Origin of the sequence: Methylorubrum rhodesianum, assembly GCF_014199985.1 — a bacterium.
In the GTDB taxonomy this organism is placed as follows: Bacteria; Pseudomonadota; Alphaproteobacteria; order Rhizobiales; family Beijerinckiaceae; genus Methylobacterium; species Methylobacterium rhodesianum.
The window spans coordinates 286,875-304,930 of the sequence record NZ_JACHOS010000002.1 but is presented as its reverse complement, the minus strand read 5'-3'; the positions used below and the strand labels follow the sequence as shown (position 1 = coordinate 304,930).

At 69.2% G+C, this 18,056-nt stretch carries 18 protein-coding genes; 16 read left to right on the top strand and 2 right to left on the bottom strand.

What is annotated here, in order from left to right:
- Nucleotides 1-5 precede the first annotated feature (5 nt).
- A complete protein-coding gene (locus HNR01_RS03895) occupies nt 6-866 on the bottom strand; it encodes a carotenoid 1,2-hydratase family protein (RefSeq protein WP_183666729.1) in 861 nt (286 codons plus the stop codon).
- Nucleotides 863-2,398: a 1-hydroxycarotenoid 3,4-desaturase CrtD gene (gene crtD, locus HNR01_RS03890; RefSeq protein WP_183666727.1), complete on the bottom strand. Its 1,536-nt coding sequence runs from the start codon at nt 2,396-2,398 to the stop codon at nt 863-865. The genes HNR01_RS03895 and crtD overlap by 4 nt, the downstream gene beginning before the upstream one ends.
- 108 nt (nt 2,399-2,506) lie before the next feature.
- On the opposite strand from crtD, the gene HNR01_RS03885 reads away from it, so the two are divergent.
- The 16 genes from HNR01_RS03885 (at nt 2,507) to HNR01_RS03810 (ending at nt 18,051) form a co-directional block, all read left to right on the top strand.
- Entirely contained in the window at nt 2,507-3,373 is an 867-nt protein-coding gene (locus HNR01_RS03885) for a polyprenyl synthetase family protein (RefSeq protein ID WP_183666725.1), read from the top strand.
- 7 nt (nt 3,374-3,380) lie between these two features.
- The gene (locus HNR01_RS03880) at nt 3,381-4,535 is read left to right on the top strand and encodes a methyltransferase (protein ID WP_183666723.1); all 1,155 of its coding nucleotides are present in this window, start codon (nt 3,381-3,383) and stop codon (nt 4,533-4,535) included.
- A 104-nt stretch (nt 4,536-4,639) separates the two neighbouring features.
- Nucleotides 4,640-5,578: a chlorophyll synthesis pathway protein BchC gene (bchC, locus tag HNR01_RS03875; RefSeq protein ID WP_183666721.1), complete on the top strand. Its 939-nt coding sequence runs from the start codon at nt 4,640-4,642 to the stop codon at nt 5,576-5,578.
- Nucleotides 5,575-6,576 carry a chlorophyllide a reductase iron protein subunit X gene (locus HNR01_RS03870; protein ID WP_183666719.1) on the top strand — a complete coding sequence of 334 codons (1,002 nt, stop codon included), beginning with the start codon at nt 5,575-5,577 and terminating at the stop codon, nt 6,574-6,576. The genes bchC and HNR01_RS03870 overlap by 4 nt, the downstream gene beginning before the upstream one ends.
- A gap of 3 nt (nt 6,577-6,579) precedes the next feature.
- A complete protein-coding gene (bchY, locus tag HNR01_RS03865) occupies nt 6,580-8,106 on the top strand; it encodes a chlorophyllide a reductase subunit Y (protein ID WP_183666717.1) in 1,527 nt (508 codons plus the stop codon).
- Nucleotides 8,106-9,572: a chlorophyllide a reductase subunit Z gene (gene bchZ, locus HNR01_RS03860; protein WP_183666715.1), complete on the top strand. Its 1,467-nt coding sequence runs from the start codon at nt 8,106-8,108 to the stop codon at nt 9,570-9,572. The genes bchY and bchZ overlap by 1 nt, the downstream gene beginning before the upstream one ends.
- Before the next feature lie 68 nt (nt 9,573-9,640).
- Entirely contained in the window at nt 9,641-9,874 is a 234-nt protein-coding gene (locus HNR01_RS03855) for a hypothetical protein (protein ID WP_096485725.1), read from the top strand.
- A 117-nt stretch (nt 9,875-9,991) separates the two neighbouring features.
- Nucleotides 9,992-10,222, top strand: a complete 231-nt coding sequence (gene pufB / locus HNR01_RS03850) for a light-harvesting antenna LH1, beta subunit (RefSeq protein ID WP_183666713.1) — start codon at nt 9,992-9,994, stop codon at nt 10,220-10,222.
- Nucleotides 10,223-10,233: 11 nt separating this feature from the next.
- On the top strand, nt 10,234-10,422 hold the full coding sequence (gene pufA, locus HNR01_RS03845) for a light-harvesting antenna LH1, alpha subunit (RefSeq protein ID WP_183666711.1): 189 nt from the start codon (nt 10,234-10,236) through the stop codon (nt 10,420-10,422).
- 76 nt (nt 10,423-10,498) lie between these two features.
- Nucleotides 10,499-11,323, top strand: a complete 825-nt coding sequence (gene pufL / locus HNR01_RS03840) for a photosynthetic reaction center subunit L (RefSeq protein WP_096485728.1) — start codon at nt 10,499-10,501, stop codon at nt 11,321-11,323.
- Nucleotides 11,324-11,448: 125 nt separating this feature from the next.
- Nucleotides 11,449-12,435 (top strand): photosynthetic reaction center subunit M, encoded by a 987-nt coding sequence (gene pufM, locus HNR01_RS03835; protein WP_096487865.1) that lies wholly within the window; start codon nt 11,449-11,451, stop codon nt 12,433-12,435.
- Nucleotides 12,432-13,532: a photosynthetic reaction center cytochrome PufC gene (gene pufC / locus HNR01_RS03830; protein WP_183666709.1), complete on the top strand. Its 1,101-nt coding sequence runs from the start codon at nt 12,432-12,434 to the stop codon at nt 13,530-13,532. Before pufM ends, pufC begins: the two co-directional genes overlap by 4 nt.
- Before the next feature lie 518 nt (nt 13,533-14,050).
- Nucleotides 14,051-15,733, top strand: a complete 1,683-nt coding sequence (locus HNR01_RS03825; protein WP_246417387.1) for a type I secretion system permease/ATPase — start codon at nt 14,051-14,053, stop codon at nt 15,731-15,733.
- Nucleotides 15,733-17,094 (top strand): HlyD family type I secretion periplasmic adaptor subunit, encoded by a 1,362-nt coding sequence (locus HNR01_RS03820; protein ID WP_017486014.1) that lies wholly within the window; start codon nt 15,733-15,735, stop codon nt 17,092-17,094. Before HNR01_RS03825 ends, HNR01_RS03820 begins: the two co-directional genes overlap by 1 nt.
- Before the next feature lie 153 nt (nt 17,095-17,247).
- A complete protein-coding gene (ykgO, locus tag HNR01_RS03815; protein WP_017486015.1) occupies nt 17,248-17,373 on the top strand; it encodes a type B 50S ribosomal protein L36 in 126 nt (41 codons plus the stop codon).
- Between the two features lie 75 nt (nt 17,374-17,448).
- A complete protein-coding gene (locus HNR01_RS03810; protein WP_183666705.1) occupies nt 17,449-18,051 on the top strand; it encodes a tetratricopeptide repeat protein in 603 nt (200 codons plus the stop codon).
- Nucleotides 18,052-18,056 lie beyond the last annotated feature (5 nt).

Genomic DNA, 18,056 nt, shown 5'->3' with positions numbered 1-18,056 from the left:
CGGCCCTAGCCGATCCGCCGCGGCATCCGGAACGGCAGCATCAGCCGCACCAGCGGATTGCGGAAGCGCCTGAGCGAAAGACTCTCGTGCACCGGCTGGACCGTCTCGCCATCGAGCGTCGCGGCCAGGAGCGAGCGGGCGTAGAACGGTGTGTCCTCGAAGGTGCGCACGACCTGTGCCTGCGCACCGTCGCTGCGGGTCGTGCGCGGCATCCGCCACAGGCCCGTCGGCGGCAGACTGGCCGCGGGTGGCGGGGCCATCTCGCGGCGGGACCCGTCGGCGTCGAAGCGCAGCGTCAGATTCTGGTCGCTCCCGTCGGTCCGGCGCACGTCGTAGAGGATGGCCGATCCCCGTGTCAGCGGCGCGCGGCACCACGTCCAGTTCGTAAAGGCGTCCTCCAGGGCACCGTCGCCGTCGTTTGTGTCGTGATAGCCGCTGCCGCGCCACGCGATCGAGGGCGCGGAGAACGTCGCTTCGACATCGCAATCGGGCGCCATCGGCCACCATCGATGCAGGCCGTGCGCATCGAGGGTGAAGGGCTGCGCCGTCAGCGCCTTCGGCCGGACCCGGACCGTACCCCTGACAGCGCGCGGGATCGGCGCCGACCGCTCGTCGAGGCGGATTGTGAGCACGCTGCCGTCCCATTCGAGCGAGGACGGGCCGAGGCTGAAGCTCGCCGCGTCGCGGCTGAACGCGCGGGCGTTGCGCTCGGTCATGGCAAAGCAATTCGCCCGTTCGCCGTAGAGAACGACGTTGACAGCGCAGTGGGCAAAGGGGTCCCGCTTCGCATCCCAGGCGTAGTAGGGCGAGAACACGCTGCCGATGAAGGCGATGATTGTCAGCCCCTGGCGCCTGTCCGCGCTCACCGCATCGACGTACCACCAGACGTAGCCGCCTTGCGCGACCGCGCCGTCGAATCGAGGTCCCCGCGCAGTGCCGCCGCCGCGAGCCGGCCCGATTGCGCCGCCATCGGCACGCCCGGCCCCGGATGCACGCTCCCCCCCGCGAGGTAGAGACCCGGCACCCGCGTCCGCGCCCCCGGCCGCTTGAACGTCGCCGTCCAGCCGTGGGACGCCCGGCCGTAGAGGGCGCCGCCCGTCCCTGGAAATAGCCGCGCGAAATCCTCCGGGGTCGTGACCGTCACCGGGCCCGTCGTATCCAGCGTCAGGCCGCAGGCCGAGAGTTTGTGAAGGATGTTCGTCTCGCATGCGGCGATCTCCCGTGATTCGAGGGGACGCTCCCCGCCATCGGCCGGGGCGTTGACGAGGAGGAGGAGGCGTTCCGGACCGTCCGGCGCCGATCCGACATTTCCGTCCCGGTCCTGGGCGCAGACGTAGACGGTCGGATCCTGCGGCAGCCGGCGTCCGCGCAGGATCGTGTCGAACTCGGCCCGGTAATCGGCGGAGAAGAACACGTTGTGGTGGGCGAGACCGAAACCTCTCGCCTCCGCCGTTCGACAGAGGGTCACCGCCGACAGCGACCGGTCACGGGGCGGGATCCGGTCACCGGCAGCGGTCGCGTCGGAGCCGAGTAAGCCCCCGCCGAGGGCGGCGACGTCCGCGTTCGCGATCACCGCGTCGGCGGCCAACCGCTCGCCGTCGGCGAGTTCGACGCCCGCGACACGGCCGCCCTCGGTCACGATTCGCGCCACGTGTTCGCCGGTTCGGATCGTGGCACCCTGTCGCTCCGCCAGTCCGGCGACGACGGCGGCGAGACGGCTCAGACCACCCTCGACGGTCCAGATCCCGGCCTGCTCGACATGGGCGACCAGCATCAGGGTTGCCGGCGCCTCGAAGGGGGAGGCGCCGCAATAGGTGGCGTAGCGTCCGAAGAGTTGGCGCAGGCGCGGATCGCGGAAGTACTCGCCGAGGGCAGACCACAGCGTCGCGAAGGGCTGGATGCGCCAGAGGCTGCCGATGCCCGACAGGCCGACGCGCTGGGCGAGATCGACCGGGCTCGGCCGGTCGGCACGGATGAACGGTCCTTCGAGCGTCTGGTAGACCTCCGCCGCGCGAGCGCAGAAGCGCCGGTAGCCCTCCGCCTCGCGGGCGCCGGCGAAGGCGCCGATGGCGTCGGCGGACGCGTCGATGTCGGCGAACAGATCGAGCCGATCGCGCTCGTTCCAGGCGTGACGGGCCAGCAAGGAGGCGGGCCGCAGGCCAATCTCCGCCTCGAGATCCGTGCCGGCTTCGGCGAAGAGCGCATCGAACACCCATCGCATGGTGAAGACAGTCGGACCCGCCTCGACCGGAATTCCGTTCACCGAGACCGAGCGCATCTTGCCGCCGACGGACGGAGCCCGCTCCAGCACCGTCACGTCGAAACCCGACGCAGCGAGGCTGAGCGCCGCGGCGAGACCACCGATCCCGGCGCCGATCACGATGACGCGCTTCTCCATCGAAAGATACTCGCTCCGCCCCGCTGCCAGCGTTGATCCGGAATGCGATTAGTGTCAATCATAGTTGACACATGAGAATGACAACATGATTTGACCCGGGAGGTCACGATGGACGTCGGCAGGCGGATTGAGGCAGTGCTGGATGTGGCGGTCTCGCATGCGGAGGCGCCGGGAGCGCCGCCGCTGCTGGCCGAAGCGATCCGCTATTCCGTCTTTCCCGGCGGCCATCGGATCCGTCCGCGGCTGTGTCTCGCCGTGGCTCGGGCCTGCGGAGACGACGACCCCGCCGCGTCGGATGCCGCTGCGGCGGCGATCGAGCTGCTGCACTGTGCCTCCCTCGTCCACGACGACCTGCCCTGCTTCGACGATGCGCCGATGCGCCGCCAGAAGCCGTCGGTTCACGCCGCCTTCGGCGTTCCCCTCGCCGTGCTCACCGGCGATGCGCTCATCGTCGCCGCCTTCGAGACGCTGGCGCGGGGGGCGGCCCGCTCGCCGGGGCGGCTCGCTGCCCTTGTCGGGCTTGTCGCGCGCGCGGTCGGGTCGCCGTCGGGCATCGTCGCGGGCCAAGCCTGGGAATCCGAACCGCATGTCGATCTGGTCGAGTACCAGCAGGCCAAGACCGGTGCGCTGTTCGCCGCCGCCACTGTCGCGGGCGCGGCGGCGGCCGGCGCGGCGCCCCTGCCGTGGCGCCTGCTCGGTGAATGCCTCGGCGAGGCCTACCAAGTCGCCGACGACCTGCGCGACGTGGCTTGCCGCCAGGAGGAGATCGGCAAGCCCGCCGGCCGCGATGCGACCCTCGGACGCCCGAATGCCGCCGCCTTGCTCGGCATGGGCGGCGCGCTGGAGCGACTCAGGCGGCTGACACGGGAGGCGGTGGAGGTGATCCCGGATTGTTCGGGACAGGCTGTGATGCGCGCCGAGATCGAGGCGCAGACGCGCCTGTTTCTACCCGCCTCGCTGCGCGAAGCGGCGTGACCCTGTGGTGACGCCGGGAGCGACGACGGAGGTTGGACCGGCGCCGCGGCATCCCGGCTGGCGCGAGCGCTGGCTCGCCCTGCGCAACCGGCTTGTGGCGTCCCCCGGCTTTCAGCGCTGGGCGGCCGGGTTTCCGTTCACGCGCCGGATCGCGCGGCGCAACACACGGGCCCTGTTCGATCTCTGCGCCGGCTTCGTCTACGCGCAGGTACTGTTCGCCTGTGTCCGGTTCGACCTGTTCGGATTGCTGCGCGACGGCCCGCTCTCTCCCGAGACCATCGCCCGCCGTCTCGGCCTGCCTCCGGACCGAGGCCTGACCCTTCTGAGAGCCGCCGCCTCGCTGAACCTGATCAGGCGATTGCCTGACGGTCGGTTCGCGCTCGCCGATCTCGGGGCGGCGCTGATCGGCAACCCTTCGATCGCCCTGATGATCGAGCATCACGCCATGCTCTACGCCGATTTGGCCGACCCGGTCGCGTTGCTGCGCGGCGAGGCCGAACCGACTCGGCTCGCCAGCTACTGGCCCTATGCCGATGGGGGAAACACCGCGCCGGTCGACCCGGAATCGGTGGCCGCCTATAGCGGGCTGATGGCAGCCTCCCAGGCGCTGATCGCGGCGGACGTGCTCGATGCGCTGCCGCTCGCCGGCCGGACCTGCCTGATGGATGTCGGGGGCGGGGAGGGCGTCTTCCTGGCTCACGCCGCCCGCCGCCACCCGGATCTGGCGCTGCGCCTGCTCGATCTCCCACCGGTCGCCGAACGCGCCGGCACTCGCCTCGCCGCCGAGGGGCTCGGCGATCGCGTGTGCTGCCTCGGCCAGACCTTCCTCGACGGGCCGCTGCCCCCCGGTGCCGACGTCATCACCCTGGTTCGCGTCGTTCACGACCACGACGACGCCAGCGCCATGGCGCTCCTGCGCGCGGCCCATGCGGCGCTGCCGCCCGGCGGGCTCCTCGCCATCGCCGAACCCTTCGCCGGAACGGCCGGGGCCGAGCCCGTCGGCGACGCTTATTTAGGATTTTATCTCCTCGCGATGGGCAGCGGCCGACCTCGTAGTGCGAGGGAGCTCTCTGAGCTGCTCGTGCAGGCCGGCTTCAGCGGCATTCGAGAGCGACAGACGCGCCGGCCGCTTCTCGCGCGGCTGCTGACAGCCGGACGTTGATCGATCCGTAAACATCACTTGACGTGTGACAGTGTCTATCTAGGATGACACTCATCGATCCTGCAGTCGCAGAGTCGCAACTGGCATAGGGCGGAGGCAGGGAGATGGAGGCGTTGGCCGTCGTCCTTGAACGACCGGAGCACCTGGCGCTCAACCGCCTCGCGCTCACGCCCGCCGTCGAGGGCGACGCGGTCGTTGCGGTGTCTCGGAGCGGGATCAGCACGGGAACCGAGCGCCTGCTCTGGTCGGGCCGCATGCCGCCCTTCCCGGGCATGGGCTACCCCTTGGTGCCCGGCTACGAGTCGGTCGGCACGGTGATCGAAACGGCGGCTGGAAGCGGCCTGCGCGTCGGACAGACCGTGTTCGTGCCCGGCGCCCGCTGCTTCGGCGAGGTCAACGGCCTGTTCGGTGGAGCGGCCTCGCACCTGATTGCCCCGGCCGCCCGACTCGTTCCGGTGGATGCCGCGCTCGGCGACCGCGCCTGCCTGATCGCTCTCGCGGCGACCGCCTACCATGCCCTGTCCGGAATCGTTCCCGGCGAGCGCAACCTGATCGTCGGCCACGGCGTGCTCGGTCGGCTGCTCGCGCGGCTGACGCTGCTCGCGGGCGGCACGCCGGTGGTGTGGGAACGCGAGCCGCTTCGCGCGAACGGAACCTTCGGCTACGCGGTGCTGTCGCCCGACGACGATCCCGCGCGCGACTACGCGACCATCACCGATGTCAGCGGCGATGCGAGCCTGCTCGATACGCTCATCGGCCGGCTCGCCCCCGGCGGCGAGATCGTGCTCGCCGGCTTCTATGAAGCGCCCCTTACCTTCACCTTCCCTCCCGCTTTCATGCGCGAGGCCCGAATCCGGGTCTCGGCGGAGTGGCGGCCGGGCGATCTCGCCGCCGTCCGGGCGCTGGTCGAAGGCGGAAGCCTGTCCCTCGACGGACTGATCACCCACCGCGTGCCGGCGACGCAGGCGGAGGGCGCCTACCGCACCGCCTTCGCCGACCCGGCCTGCCTGAAGATGATCCTCGATTGGAGGACCTGCTCATGAACCTTCAGCTCAACAAGGCGGCGCTCGCCGCCGCGACGCTGCGGGACGAGGCCGCAATCGAGCCCGATCCGGTCGCGACCGGTGAGGTGAAACGCGAGACGCAGATCATCGCGATCTACGGCAAGGGCGGCATCGGCAAGTCGTTCACCCTTGCCAATCTCAGCTACATGATGGCCCAGCAGGGACGTAAGGTGCTGCTGATCGGCTGCGACCCGAAGAGCGACACGACCTCGCTTCTGTTCGGCGGGCGTGCCTGCCCGACCATCATCGAGACCTCGACCCGAAAGAAGCTCGCGGGCGAGGCGGTCGCCATCGGCGACGTCTGCTTCAAGCGCGACGGCGTCTACGCGATGGAATTGGGCGGGCCGGAGGTCGGCCGCGGCTGCGGCGGGCGCGGCATCATCCACGGCTTCGAGCTTCTGGAAAAGCTCGGCTTTCACGAGTGGGGCTTCGACTACGTCCTGCTCGACTTCCTCGGCGACGTGGTCTGCGGCGGCTTCGGCCTGCCGATCGCCCGCGACATGTGCCAGAAGGTCATCGTCGTCGGCTCCAACGACCTGCAATCGCTCTACGTCGCCAACAACGTCTGCTCGGCGGTGGAGTATTTCCGCAAGCTCGGCGGCAATGTCGGTGTCGGCGGCCTCGTCATCAACAAGGATGACGGCACCGGAGAGGCTCAGGCCTTTGCGGAAGCTGCCGGAGTCCCGGTCCTGGCCTCCATCCCGGCCCACGAAGACATTCGCCGCAAGAGCGCGAATTACGAGATCATCGGCGAGCCCGACGGGCGCTGGGGCCCGCTCTTCGCCGATCTCGCGCGGAACGTGGCGGCCGCCGCGCCGCACCAGCCGAAGCCGCTGAGCCAGGACGGGCTGCTCGGTCTGTTCTCCAGCGAGGCGACCGGCCGCGACGTGGTGCTCGAACCTGCCACCCTCGAGGACATGTGCGGGCGGGTGAGCCTCGCCAAGCCGTCCCTCGAAGTCATCTACGACGAGGTCTGAGCCATGGCGGTCAGCCTCGATATCGCCGCGCTCCGCGCTCGCCGCCCCGACGGCATCGACCTCGCCGCCACCCAGGGCGATGGGCTCGGCTGCCATGCCGGCAAGGATGCGATGCGCGCAGCGGCAGAGGCCGCCGGGATGTCCGACACGCTGGCGCAGTACGGGCGGGACTATCCGACGGGACCGCACGACCAGCCGCAGAGCATGTGCCCGGCCTTCGGCTCCCTGCGCGTCGGCCTGCGGATGCGCCGCACGGCGACGATCCTCTCGGGCTCCGCCTGCTGCGTCTACGGCCTCACCTTCACCTCGCACTTCTACGGCGCGCGGCGCAGCGTCGGCTACGTGCCGTTCAATTCCGAAACCCTCGTCACCGGCAAGCTGTTCGAGGACATCCGTGAGGCGGTCCACGCCTCGGCTAGACCCGATGAGTTCGACGCGATCGTCGTCATCAACCTCTGCGTCCCGACCGCGTCCGGCGTGCCGTTGCGACTGCTGCCCAAGCAGATCGACGGGGTGCGGGTCATCGGCATCGACGTGCCGGGCTTCGGCGTGCCGACCCATGCCGAGGCCAAGGATGTGCTGGCCGGCGCGATGCTCAAGTTCGCCCGCAGCGAGGCGGAGAGCGGGCCGGTCCAGGCGCCGCGCGGCGGCCGCTCGCAGCGCCCGACGGTCGCGCTGCTCGGTGAGATGTTCCCGGCCGATCCCGTCGTGATCGGCGGCCTGCTCGAACCCCTCGGCCTCAGCGCCGGCCCCGTCGTGCCGACCCGGGAATGGCGCGAGCTCTACGGCGCCCTCGACGCGGCGGCCGTGGCGGCGATCCATCCGTTCTACACCGCGAGCGTGCGCGAGTTCGAGGCGGCCGGCCGTCCGGTGGTGGGCTCCGCCCCCGTCGGCCATGACGGCACTGCCGACTGGCTCACCGCCATCGGCACTGTCTGCGACGTGCCGCGGGAGCAGATCGCCGCTGCCCAGAACCGGCTGCTGCCGGTGATCCGCGGCGCCCTGTCCGCCGCGCCGATTCGCGGCCGCATCACGCTGTCGGGCTACGAGGGTTCGGAGCTGCTTGTCGCACGCCTCCTCGTCGAGAGCGGCGCCGACGTTCCCTATGTCGGTACGGCCTGCCCGCGCACGCCCTGGTCCGAACCCGACCGGGTCTGGCTCGAGGAGCGCGGCGTCAGCGTCCGCTACCGTGCCTCGCTGGAGGACGATCTCGCGGCCTTGGCGGCCTTCCGCCCGGATCTTGCCATCGGCACGACTCCGGTGGTGCAGAAGGCGAAGGAGGCCGGCACACCGGCGCTCTACTTCACCAACCTCATCTCGGCGCGTCCGCTGATGGGCGCGGCCGGGGCCGGCTCGCTCGCCAAGGTGGTGAACGCTGCCCTCGCCAACCGCCCGCGTTTCGACGCGATGCGCGCCTTCTTCGAGGGCGTCGGCACCGGTCACGCCGCCGGCATCTGGCAGGACGTGCCGCAGGCCAAGGCCGCGCCGAAGGCGCGAGCCGCCGAGAAACCGGTCGGGGAGATGGCGTGATGCTGATCCTCGATCACGACCGGGCCGGCGGCTACTGGGGGGCGGTCTACGTCTTCACGGCGATCAAGGGCCTGCAGGTCGTCATCGACGGCCCCGTGGGCTGCGAGAACCTGCCGGTCACCTCGGTGCTGCACTACACCGACGCGCTGCCGCCGCACGAACTGCCGATCGTCGTCACCGGCTTGGCGGAAGAGGAGCTCGGGCGCCACGGCACGGAAGGGGCGATGAAGCGGGCGCACGCCACGCTCGATCCCGGCCAGCCGAGCGTCGTGGTCACGGGCTCGATCGCCGAGATGATCGGCGGCGGCGTCACGCCGGAAGGGACCGGACTGCAGCGCTTCCTGCCGCGCACCATCGACGAGGACCAGTGGCAAGCCGCCGACCGGGCGATGAGCTGGCTCTGGCAGGAATACGGCGCCCGGCGCTTCGCCAAGAAGGGCATTCCGGCTCGACCCGAGCGCAAGCCCGGGGAGCGGCCGCGGGTCAACATCATCGGCCCGGCCTACGGCACCTTCAACATGGCCTCCGATCTCGCCGAGATCCGCCGCCTGGTGGAGGGCATCGGCGCCGAGGTGAACCTCACCTTCCCGCTCGGCGCGCATCTCGCCGACGTGCCGAAGCTCGTCAACGCGGACGCCAACATCTGCCTCTACCGCGAGTTCGGCCGCCTGCTCTGCGAGAGCCTGGAGCGGCCCTATCTCCAGGCGCCGATCGGGGTGCTCTCGACCACCAAGTTCCTGCGCTCGCTCGGCGAGATCCTGGGCCTCGACCCGGAGCCCTTCATCGAGCGCGAGCGACACACCACGATCAAGCCGGTCTGGGACCTGTGGCGCTCGGTCACGCAGGACTTCTTCGGCACGGCGAGCTTCGGCATCGTCGCGACCGAAACCTATTCCCGCGGCGTGCGCCACTTCCTCGAAGAGGAAATGGGACTGCCCTGCCATTTCGCTTTCGCGCGCTCCGCCGGCACCAAGCCCGACAACGTCGCGGTGCGGGACGCGATCAGGGCGAACCCGCCGCTCGTCCTCTTCGGCTCCTTCAACGAGCGCATGTATCTCGCCGAGAGCGCGGGCCGGACGGCCTATGTCCCGGCCTCGTTTCCCGGCGCCATCATCCGGCGGCACACCGGCACGCCGTTCATGGGCTACGCCGGCGCGACCTACCTCGTCCAGGAGGTCTGCAACGCCCTGTTCGACATGCTCTTCCACATCCTGCCGCTCGCTCGCGACATGGATGCGGTGGAGGCGACCCCCGCCCGGAGGCACCGGGAACTGCCCTGGGACGAGGCGGCCCGTGCCCGGCTCGACGCGCTGGTCGAGCGGCACCCCGTTCTCACGCGCATCTCCGCCGCCAAGCGCCTGCGCGACGCCGCCGAACGGGCGGCACGCCGGGCCGCCGCCGAGCGCGTGGCGACCGACCACGTCGAGCGGGCGCAGAGCGATCTCACCGCAGGAGTTGCTGCATGAGCGCGCTCCTCCACCCCCTTCACCCTCCGGCTCCGTGTGGGGTCGGAAAGCTCGCGGAGCAACCTGCCATGGGAGCCGTCATGCAACGATCGATGCCCGCATCGTCGCGCCTGCACAGCGAGGCGATCCAGTTCCGGATCATCCTGGCTGCGACCTATCCGTTCTTCCTCGCCGCGGCGATCGTGCAGCGCGTCCTGCCGGGTCAGGCGACGCGGCGCGGCCTGCTGCCGGTGCGTCGCTCCGTCTTCGGCGAGGCCAAGGCCATGGCGGTCTCGGCGATCCCCTTCGCCTTCATGGGCTAGCGCGCCCCACACACTTCCGTGCGGTGACACGGGGGACCCTGCGCCGTGATGTCATCGAGTCACGGCGACACCCGCCACGCCTTTCAACGCGCGGCACAACCAGCGGAGGTTCGATCGATGGCCAACGGAGTCACTGAAAGACCGAGCAGCCTGTCCGGGCTGACGGAACCCGAAGCCAAGGAATTTCACGCGATCTTCCTGACGAGCTTCATCATCTTCACGGCGATCGCCGTGGTCGCCCACATCCTCGTCTGGCTGTGGCGGCCCTGGCTCCCCGGAGAGAAGGGCTACGCTCTCCTCGACGGCGTGACGAACGCCGCCCACGGCCTCGTGACGATGATCGGCTGAGGAGACGAACGATGCACAAGATCTGGCTTCTGTTCGATCCGCGGCGGACCCTCGTCGCGCTCTTCACCTTCCTGTTCGTCCTGGCGCTGCTGATCCACTTCATCCTGCTCAGCACCGACCGGTTCAACTGGCTGGAAGGCCCGAAGGCCGCCAAGGCCGCCGCCGCGCACAGCCTCGTCCTCCCGACGATGCCGGGCTGACCGGCCTTATCCGGTCCTGCCGCGGGCGGGCGCGCCTGCCCCGGCACCCTCCATCCTCATTCCGGGGATCTCCGCCATGGCAATGCTGAGCTTCGAGCGCAAATACAGGGTCCGCGGCGGCACCCTGCTGGGCGGAGACCTGTTCGATTTCTGGGTCGGCCCGTTCTACGTCGGCTTCTTCGGCGTCACGACGATCTTCTTCTCGGTGCTCGGCACCGCCCTGATCCTCTACGGCGCCGCGATCGGACCGACCTGGAACATCTGGCAGATCAACATCGCCCCGCCCGACCTGAAATACGGGCTGGCGCTGGCGCCCCTGAAGGAAGGGGGGCTCTGGCAGATCATCACCTTCTGCGCGATCGGGGCGTTCTCGTCCTGGGCCCTGCGCGAGGTCGAGATCTGCCGCAAGCTCGGCATCGGCTACCACGTGCCGTTCGCCTTCTCGGTCGCGATCTTCGCCTACGTCACGCTGGTGGTGATCCGCCCGTTCCTGATGGGCGCCTGGGGCTACGGCTTCCCCTACGGCATTCTTTCCCACCTCGATTGGGTGTCGAACACCGGCTACCAGTATCTGCACTTCCATTACAATCCCGCGCACATGCTCGCCGTGAGCTTCTTCTTCACGACGACCTTCGCGCTGGCACTGCACGGCTCGCTGATCCTGTCCTCGACCAACCCCGCCAAGGGGGAGACGGTGAAGACGCCGGAGCACGAGGATACCTATTTCCGCGACACGATCGGCTACTCGATCGGGACGCTCGGCATTCACCGGCTCGGCCTGTTCCTCGCGCTGTCCGCGGGATTCTGGAGTGCGGTCTGCATCGTCATCTCGGGTCCCTTCTGGACGCAGGGGTGGCCGGAATGGTGGGGCTGGTGGCTCAACCTGCCCGTGTGGCGGTGAAACGGAACGCCGGTCGGCGTCCGCGCCGGCCGGCCTGAGGGCGCAGGTCCGATCTTCGGGCGCGGGGATCTCCGCAGACGGCGTGAGTCTCCTCGAACGGCCGCAGGTCCATGGAGGGAGACGCCGTGGCCTACTATCAGAACATCTTCACCCAGGTGCAGGTGCGCCCGGTCGAACCGGAGCACGGGATTCCGATCTCGGCGGACGCTCGCGTCGGCCGGCCGTTCAACAGCTACCTGTTCGGACTGATCGGCAATTCCCAGGTCGGGCCGATCTATGGCGGCTATCTCGGGGCGCTGTCCTTCGCCTGCGGTCTGATCGCCTTCGAGATCATCGGCCTCAATATGTGGGCCAGCGTGAACTGGGACCCAATCCAGTTCGTGCGCCAGCTCCCCTGGTTGGCCCTGGAGCCGCCGCTGCCCAAGTACGGTCTCAAGGTGTTGCCGCCGCTCAACGAGGGCGGCTGGTGGCTGATCGCCGGCTTCTTCCTCACCGCCTCGATCCTGCTGTGGTGGGTTCGGATGTATCGTCGCGCCCGCGCGCTCGGCCTCGGCACGCACGTCCCTTGGGCATTCGCCTCGGCGATCTGGCTCTATCTCGTGCTCGGTTTCATCCGCCCGCTTCTGATGGGCTCCTGGAGCGAGGCTGTGCCCTTCGGCCTATTCCCTCACCTCGATTGGACCGCCGCATTCTCGCTGCGCTACGGTAACCTGTTCTACAACCCGTTCCACATGCTCTCGATCGTCTTCCTGTACGGATCGACGCTGCTGTTTGCCATGCACGGGGGGACGATCCTCGCCACCAGCCGCTACGGTGCCGAGCGTGAGATCGATCAGATCGTGGACCGCGGCACCGCGACCGAGCGCGCCGCCCTGTTCTGGCGCTGGACCATGGGCTTCAACGCCACGATGGAGTCGGTTCACCGCTGGGCGTGGTGGTTCGCGGTGCTGACGACGCTGACCGGCGGCATCGGCATCCTGCTGACCGGCACCGTGGTGGACAATTGGTATCTCTGGGCGGTGAAGCACGGCGTCGCGCCGGCCTATCCGCAGATCTACGGGCCGATCACCGACCCGCTGGCCGCGCCGGGCGCAGGAGGAGGGACGCCATGAAGACGCTGCTCGTCGTCGCGGGCGCCGTCGTCGCCCTGTTCCTCACCATCGCTCAGTTCGGCACGGCGGGGTGGACCAAACCGCCGATCCTCGCCCAGCAGCACGGCTTCCGCGGCACGGGCATGGATCAGATCCAGACCAAGGCCGGCGCGGCGGCGCTGAAGGCGGCCAACCTGCCGCCAGCGCCGGCCGATCCGGTCGAGGCCGGCACCGAGAAGGCCGGCGCGGTCTACGAGAACGTGAAGGTCCTCAAGGATCTCAGCGTGGAGGAGTTCAACCGCCTGATGACCTCGATGACGGAGTGGGTCAGTCCGGAACAGGGCTGCACCTACTGCCACAACACCGAGAACATGGCGGACGACAGCCTCTATCAGAAGCAGGTCGCCCGGCGGATGATCCAGATGGTGCAGCACATCAACACCGCCTGGAAGGAGAACCACGTCGGTGAGGCGGGCGTGACCTGCTACACCTGCCACCGGGGCCAGCCCGTGCCGGCGCATATCTGGTTCCAGAATCCGGGACCGAACTACAAGACCGGCTTCATCGCCCGCAACAACGGGCAGAACATGGCCTCGCCTTCCGTCGGGCTCGCCTCGCTGCCCTACGATACGCTGAGCGAGTTCTTCGGCAAGAAGGACGTCGACGAGAACCTGATCCGGGTGAACGCGACGACTGCTCTCCCGGAGAGCAAGGGCAAACCGATTCAGGCCGCCGAACGGACCTACGGCCTGATGATCCACATGTCGTCGTCGCTCGGGGTCAACTGCACCTACTGCCACAACACCCGAGCGATCTCGAACTGGTCGCAGAGCACGCCGCAACGAACCCTGGCTTGGCACGCCATCCGCATGGTGCGCGATCTCAACGGCGACTACATCGAGCCGCTGACGTCCACCTTCCCGCCCAATCGCCTCGGTCCGACGGGCGACGCGCCGAAGCTGAATTGTGCCACCTGCCATAACGGCCAGAGCAAACCGCTGGCGGGCGCGCACGTGGTCGAAACCTACCCGGAACTCGCGAAATCGACCGCTGAATTGACGACGGCGCCCTCGGCCCCGTCCGAGCCAGCTCCGCAGGCCCCCGCATCGCCGCCCTGATCGGGTGTCCCCCGATCGAAGCGACAGCGGATCTCGTAAGCCTGCACGCCACTGATTCGGACGGGAGACTCCGTCATCGATCGGCATCGGTCGAGCCAGACCTGTCGCCGTGAGCCGTCGGCCCTTCGGGCCGGCGGCATTTTTTGTTTCCGCTGTCACAGCAACTTTTTTTAAAGCCCTTAATCAGAACCGCGCGGATCCTCGTCGGCCGCCGCACATGCGCGCACCGAGATGTCCAAACGAGGACTTGAGGAACTCAATCTATCTTAAGTCATCGTTTGAGATAACTCTAATTCCAATGGCGTAAGTCATTATGATTAGAGGCCTTGTGCTGAAATTTAGTCGCATTTCGCGCTATGACCTGCCCATTCGGCAGGAGTCGTGCGGCGAAGGGATCGGCGGCTCGTTCGGGCGGTGATGGAGCTTTGGGGGACAAAACGGTGAGCGACAGGCGCGACAAGAACGAGATTGCCGCCGCACTCAGACAGTGCAAGGCGGCCTTCGTGGGGGTGGCCGTGATGAGCGGCTTGGTGAACATCCTCTATCTTACCGGCTCGTTCTTCATGCTCGAGGTCTACGACCGCGTGATCCCGAGCCGCTCCGTGCCGACCCTGATCGGTCTCGCCGCGCTCGCGCTCGCGCTCTACGCCTTCCAGGGCGTGCTCGAAGCCATCCGCGGCCGTGTCCTCGCCCGCGTCGGTGCGGCGTTGGACGAATCGCTCAGCGGCCGCGTCTTCGACCTCGTGGTGCGCGCGCCCCTCAAGGGCGTGACCCAGGGCGACGGCCTGCTGCCCCTGCGCGACCTCGACCAGATCCGCGCCTTCCTGTCGGGCTCCGGACCGTCCGCCTTCTTCGACCTGCCCTGGATGCCGTTCTACCTCGCGATCTGTTTCCTGTTCCATCCGCTCATCGGCGTCGCCGCCCTCGTCGGCATGGGCATCCTGATCGCCCTGACCTTCCTCACCGATCGTGCCAGCAAGGGCCCGACGCGGGAGGCCACCGGCCACGGCATGCGGCGCAACGGCCTCGCCGAGGCCGGCCGCCGCAACGCCGAGGTGCTGGCCGCCATGGGCATGCAGGAGCGCCTCGCCGCCCGCTGGGCCTCGGCCAACCGCGACTACATGAACGCGCATCAGGCCGTGGCGGATGCCGGAAGCGGCTTCGGCGCCGGCTCCAAGGTGTTCCGCATGGCGCTGCAATCGGGCGTGCTGGCGCTCGGCGCCTGGCTCGTGATCCATGGCGAGGCCAGTGCCGGCATCATCATCGCGAGCTCGATCCTCGTCTCCCGCGCGCTCGCGCCGGCGGAACTCACGATCGCCAACTGGAAGGGCTTCGTGGCCGCCCGCCAGAGCTGGCACCGCCTGTCCGAGTTGTTGGCCCGGATGCCGCAGGACGAGCGGCCGCACGCCCTGCCGGCGCCCGTTGAGACGATCACCGTCGAGGGGGCCAGCGTGGCCCCGCCCGGAACGCCGCGGCTCGTGGTGCAGGATGTCAGCTTCGGCCTGAGAGCCGGGCAGGGGCTCGGCATCATCGGACCTTCAGCCTCCGGCAAGTCCTCGCTGGTGCGTGCGCTGGTCGGCGTCTGGCCGCCCGTGCGCGGAAAGGTCCGCTTCGACGGCGCCGCCCTCGACCAGTGGACGAGCGGCGATCTCGGCCGGCATATCGGCTTCCTGCCGCAAGAGGTCGAGCTGTTCGCCGGCAGCGTGGCCGAGAACATCGCCCGCTTTGAGCCGGACGCTCCCGCCGAGGCGATCATCGCGGCGGCCAAGGCGGCCGGCGTCCACGAACTGATCCTGCGGCTGCCCGAGGGTTACGACACCCGCATCGGCGAGGGCGGCACCGGGCTTTCCGCCGGGCAGCGCCAGCGCGTCGGCCTCGCCCGCGCGCTCTATCGCGAGCCCTTCCTCGTGGTGCTCGACGAGCCCAACGCCAACCTCGACAGCGAGGGCGAGAACGCGCTGACGCAGGCGATCTTCGGTGTGCGCCAGCGCGGCGGCATCTGCGTCGTCGTCGCCCACCGCCCGAGCGCGCTCGCCGCCCTCGACCTGATTCTGATGATGGCCGACGGCCGCGCACAGGCCTTCGGGCCCAAGGACGAAATCCTCAAGCGCGTGCTGCGCCCCGCGCCGACCCCGGTTCCGGTCACCGCCGAGTCTTCGGCCGGATCGGCAACCGCGCCCACGATTCGTGAGAGTGCCTGATGTCCTCGACGCTTGCCCCCTCCTCCCTCGCCCCCCTGAGCGGCCTCGCCCCGGCACTGCCGCGGCCCGTCGCCCACGGCTCGATCCGGCGCCACCTCGCCGTCGCGATCGGCCTCTCGATCGCGCTCGTCTTCGGCGTCGGCGGCTGGGCCGTCTTCACCGACATCTCGGCCGCGGTGATCGCGCCGGGCCAGCTCGTGGTCGAGACCGACGTGAAGAAGGTCCAGCACCCCACCGGCGGCGTCGTCGGCGAGCTTCTGGTGCGCGAGGGCCAGCGCGTTGCGGCCGGCGACGTGCTGGTCCGGCTCGATGAGACACAGACCCGGGCCAATCTCGACATCGTCCTGAAGGCCATGGACGAACTGGCCGCCCGCCGCGCCAGGGATGAGGCCGAACGCGACGGCTTCAGGACCATCACCTTCCCCCCTGAGCTCGTCGCGCGCATCGACACCGATCCCAGCGTCGCCCGGCTGATCGACGGCGAATCGCGCCTTTTCGCCTCCCGCGTCGCCGGCCGCGAGGGCCAGAAGGCGCAGCTGCGCGAGCGCGTCGACCAGCTGCGCCAGGAAATCGACGGGCTCACCAAACAGGCCGCGGCCAAGGACCGGGAGATCAACCTGATCGGTCACGAGCTGACCGGCGTGCGCGACCTCTACGCCAAGAACCTCGTGCCGCTCTCGCGCGTCACGGCGCTCGAACGCGACGCCGCCCGACTGGAGGGCGAGCGCGGCCAGCTCGTCGCCTCCACCGCCTCGGCCCGCGGAAAGATCGCCGAGACCGAGTTGCAGATCATCCAGATCGACGGGGAGATGCGCACGGAGGTCGGCAAGGATCTGGCGGAGATCCGCGGCAAGTGGTCGGAGTTGCGCGAGAAGCGCGTGGCGGCCGAGGACCAGCTGAAGCGGGTCGAGCTGCGCGCGCCGCAGGACGGGTTCGTGCACCAGATGAGCGTGCACACGGTGGGCGGTCTCGTGGTCCCGAGCGAGCCGGCGATGCTGATCGTGCCGGCCTCCGACCAGCTTCTGGTCGAGGTGCGGGTTCAGCCGCAGGACATCGACAACGTCCGGGTCGGGCAGAAGGCGGTGCTGCGCTTCCCCGCCTTCAACACGCGCACGACGCCGGAAATCGACGGCGAGGTGGTGCGGGTCTCGGCCGATGTGACCCAGGACCCCAAGACCGGGCAGAGCTACTACACGGCGCGCATCCGCATCCGCGAGGATCAGAAGGAGCGACTCGCGGGTCTGCGTCTGGTGCCGGGCATGCCGGTCGAGTCCTACACGCAGATCGGCGAGCGCTCGGTGCTGTCCTACCTCACCAAGCCGCTGACCGATCAGATCGCCAAAGCGTGGCGCGAGCGCTGACAATCTTGCCTCGCAGGCGGGTTGTCTGATAAGGCGACCGCCTCCCCGCGATGTCGCTGACGTCATCGCCGGAGCGTCCTCGCGGCGCTCCGTCCCTTCGAGACACCTTGAACAACAGGCGGCCGGTCTCGAATCCGTGCCGATGTGAGACCGATGAAGATTCGCAACTCGCTCAAGTCGCTGCGCGCCCGTCACCGCGACAACCAGCTCGTGCGCCGCAAGGGCCGCGTCTACGTCATCAACAAGACCCAGAAGCGCTTCAAGGCCCGCCAGGGCTGATCGGTTCGCCGCGCGGCAGACGCGGCACCGAAGCGCGTTGACGGGAGCCGGGTTCGGGGTGGAAGCTCCGGACCCATGGACGCCCGCTGCACACCTCTCCTGACTGCCCTCTGCCTCGGCCTCGCCCTCGCGAGCACGGACCAGCCGGCAGCGGCGGCCGACAAGCCGCGCCTCGAGAAGGAGCACAAGGCCCACCCGCCAATCAGCCTCGAAGATCTCTACACCCGCCTGAAGCAGGCCGGTGACGAGACCGAGGCCAAGGCGATCGCCACCCTGATCGAGCGCCGTCTCGGCCGATCCGGCAGCGCGACGGCCGATCTCCTCTCCGACCGCGCCCGGCAGGCGATGGGCGGCAACGACCTGCCGCTCGCCGTCGAACTGATGGATCGCGCCGTCGCCCTGGAGCCGAACTGGTCCGAGGGCTGGAGCCGGCGGGCGACCCTTTTCTGGCGCCTCTCCGATTCCGCCACGGCCATCGCCGACCTGCAGCGCGCCCTCGTGCTGGAGCCGCGCCATTTCGAGGCGTGGGCGGCGCTGGGGAAGCTCTACCTCGCCCAGGACGACAAGCGACGCGCCCTCGAGGCCTTCCGCCGCGCGGAAGCCTTGTACCCGCAATGGGACGTGCTGAAGAAGGCCATCGAGCGGCTGACGCCCGAGGTCGAGGGACGCGACCTCTGAAGCGC